General features: G+C 61.6%; 5 protein-coding genes. 2 read left to right on the forward strand and 3 right to left on the reverse strand.

All coding sequences use genetic code 11. The annotated features are described in order from the left end of the window. Both hppD and EN984_RS29230 read left to right on the forward strand, forming a co-directional pair. On the forward strand, positions 1–1,116 hold the full coding sequence (gene hppD / locus EN984_RS29225; RefSeq protein WP_127270130.1) for a 4-hydroxyphenylpyruvate dioxygenase: 1,116 nt from the start codon (positions 1–3) through the stop codon (positions 1,114–1,116). 57 nt (positions 1,117–1,173) lie between these two features. Then, the gene (locus EN984_RS29230; RefSeq protein WP_127270132.1) at positions 1,174–1,362 is read left to right on the forward strand and encodes a type II toxin-antitoxin system prevent-host-death family antitoxin; all 189 of its coding nucleotides are present in this window, start codon (positions 1,174–1,176) and stop codon (positions 1,360–1,362) included. Here EN984_RS29230 and EN984_RS29235 read toward each other — a convergent pair. The 3 genes from EN984_RS29235 to EN984_RS29245 form a co-directional block, all read right to left on the reverse strand. After that, positions 1,359–1,895, reverse strand: coding sequence for a DinB family protein (locus EN984_RS29235; RefSeq protein ID WP_127270134.1), 537 nt, complete (start codon positions 1,893–1,895; stop codon positions 1,359–1,361). The genes EN984_RS29230 and EN984_RS29235 overlap by 4 nt on opposite strands. A gap of 4 nt (positions 1,896–1,899) precedes the next feature. Next, on the reverse strand, positions 1,900–2,187 hold the full coding sequence (locus tag EN984_RS29240; RefSeq protein WP_127270135.1) for a hypothetical protein: 288 nt from the start codon (positions 2,185–2,187) through the stop codon (positions 1,900–1,902). Positions 2,188–2,191: 4 nt separating this feature from the next. Next, positions 2,192–2,891 (reverse strand): fumarylacetoacetate hydrolase family protein (locus EN984_RS29245; protein WP_164765726.1); only part of this gene is annotated, 700 nt, incomplete at its 5' end.

The following is a 2,891-nucleotide window of genomic DNA, read 5'->3' on the forward strand; positions in this document are numbered from 1 at the left end:
ATGGGTCCCTTCCCGCACGACGCCCCGCCCGCCAGGATCGGCAAGGACAACCCGGCCGGCACCGACGGCTTCGAGTTTGTCGAATTCGCGCATCCGGAACCGGAAAAACTGGCTCAACTGTTCACCCGTATGGGCTATGTCGCGGTGGCCAAGCACCGCACGAAAGACGTCACCATCTGGCGGCAGGGCGACATCAACTATGTCGTCAATGCCGAGCCCGGCTCGCATGCGATGAAGTTCGTCGACAAGCACGGCCCCTGTGCTGCCTCGATGGCCTGGCGGGTGGTGGATGCCAAACACGCTTTCGATCATGCGGTTGCCAAGGGCGCCATGCCTTACGAAGGCGCCGACAAAGCGCTCGACGTGCCAGCAATCATCGGCATTGGCGGCTCGCTGCTCTACTTCATCGAGACCTATGGCAAGAAGGGTTCGGCCTATGATGCCGAGTTCGAATGGCTGGGCGCTCGCGACCCACGGCCGGAAGGCGTCGGCTTCTACTATCTCGATCACCTGACCCACAATGTCTATCGCGGCCAGATGGACAAGTGGTGGGATTTCTATCGCAATCTGTTCGGCTTCAAGCAGATCCATTTCTTCGACATCGACGGCAAGATCACCGGCCTGGTGAGCCGCGCCATCACCTCGCCCTGCGGCAAGATTCGCATTCCGCTCAACGAGTCCAAGGACGAGACCAGCCAGATCGCCGAATATCTGAAGAAGTACAATGGCGAGGGCATCCAGCACATCGCTGTCGGCACCGACGAGATCTATACCGCCACCGACAGGCTGGCCGAGAACGGGCTGAAGTTCATGCCCGGCCCGCCGGAGACCTACTACGACATGTCGTATGACCGCGTGAACGGCCATGACGAACCGATCGAGCGGATGAAGAAGCACGGCATCCTGATCGACGGCGAAGGCGTCGTCGACGGCGGCATGACCAAGATCCTGCTGCAGATCTTTTCGAAGACCGTGATCGGCCCGATCTTTTTCGAGTTCATCCAGCGCAAGGGCGACGAAGGTTTTGGCGAGGGCAACTTCCGCGCGCTGTTCGAATCGATCGAGCAGGATCAGATCAAGCGCGGCGTGATCAAGGTGGACGGCAAAGCGGCGTAAGGTTACTCTCGCTGCGGCCCGGCTTTGGCTTAAGGTTGGGCCTAGCGAGGTCGAGCCGTGCACGTCTCTATTACGGAAGCCAGAGCCAAACTGTCGGAACTCGTCAGGCGTGCAAATGCCGGCGAGGAGATCGTAATCACCCGGCGCGGCAGGGTCGTAGCGCGTCTCTTGCCGCCCCCCGGCAAGGAAAGACCTATCGGCGCCACCGCTGCTCTGAAAGGGCCGAGCGGCTTGACGATTAATTAGAGCCCCAACCGCTCGACCTCTCTCTCCCTCAGCTTCGCATCATAATAGAGCAGAAACTCATCCAGTTGCGGCGGCTTGACCGACGTCCCCGAAAGCATGGCGTGCACCTGGCCGCGGTGATGGATGTCGTGCAGGAAGACATGGGCGAGGATATCGCCGATGCGCTCGGGGATCATGCCGTCCTCGCGCCGGTCGGTGATAACCTGCCGATCGAGGTCGTCGGCCGACAGTCTATCGCAAAAGGCGATCAGCCGCCGGTCGGCTGCGACCTGCGCCGCAAACAACGCCCCCGGCTCGTCGAGGGGCACGAAGTCGTCATGGGCGGCAGCACCGAGACCACCCTCTTCGAGAAAATCGAGATAGAGAAGATCGACCGCAAGGATGTGGTTGAGCGTCGCCTTGATCGATGGAAAGAAGCTGGTGCGTTCGGCCTCGAACTCACCTGGCTGGAGCGACAGCACCGCGCGGTAGAGCCGGTCGTTCGACCACAGATTGTTGCCGGCCATACGGCGCAGATGGTCGAGCAGGTTCACGAGATCATCCCCCTGCCCGCATCAGATGCAAGCCTGCCCCCATGATCGCGAATCCGGCAAGAACGATCAGCAGAAGCCGGTTCATGCGCCGCCGCATGGCTTGCGTTTCCTCGTCGCGCGCGACGTTCATGTTGGTGATGGTGTGGAACATCATCGCCTTGCGCGGAAAGCCGCTGCGGTTGGTCAGGCCGGGCGATCGCGCCTCAATGCGGTAGCTCAGCCGGATCGCCTGGATGAAGACCGCCAGTATGGCGAGTGCCCAGACACCGGCCAGAAGATAGTCCCCCGTCATGCCCTTACCTTTCGTATTTCTCGACCTTCTGCTCAATGGCGCCGAAGATCGAATGCCCGGTTTTGTCCTTCATCTCGATGCGCACCGTGTCGCCGAAGCGCAGGAACGGCGTTTTGGGTTCGCCTGACACAATGGTCTCGATCATGCGCAGTTCGGCGATGCAGGAATAGCCGGCGCCACCGGCCGAAACAGGCTTGCCCGGCCCGCCGTCGAGCTTGTTGGAGACAGTCCCCGAGCCGATGATCGTGCCGGCCGCCAATGGCCGTGTCCTTGCTGCGTGAACGATCAGCGCCGGAAAATCGAAGGTCATGTCGATACCGGCATTGGCCCGGCCGAACGGCTTGCCGTTGAGATCGGCGAGCAGCGGCAGGCTGACCTTGCCGCCGTCCCAGGCATCACCCAGTTCGTCCGGCGTCACCGCGACAGGCGAAAACGCCGAGGACGGTTTTGACTGGAAAAAACCGAAACCTTTGGCCAGTTCCGGTCCGGTGAGCGCGCGCAGCGTGACGTCATTGACCAGCATGACCAGCCGGATCGCCGCGCGCGCCTCATCGACACTGGCGCCCATCGGCACGTCGTCGACAATGACGGCGACTTCGCCTTCCATGTCGATGCCGAAGGCTTCGTCAGCCATGCGGATCGGATCGCGTGGCGGAATGAAAGTGTCCGAGCCGCCCTGGTAGATCAGCGGGTCGGTCCAGAAG

The organism is Mesorhizobium sp. M7A.F.Ca.CA.004.12.1.1, from assembly GCF_003997835.1.
GTDB lineage: Bacteria > Pseudomonadota > Alphaproteobacteria > Rhizobiales > Rhizobiaceae > Mesorhizobium.

Excerpts from the sequence above, each read along its gene's own strand:
- hppD (WP_127270130.1), top strand. The coding sequence starts at position 1 with ATGGGTCCCTTCCCGCACGACGCCCCGCCCGCCAGGATCGGCAAGGAC.
- EN984_RS29240 (WP_127270135.1), bottom strand. The coding sequence starts at position 2,187 with ATGACGGGGGACTATCTTCTGGCCGGTGTCTGGGCACTCGCCATACTG.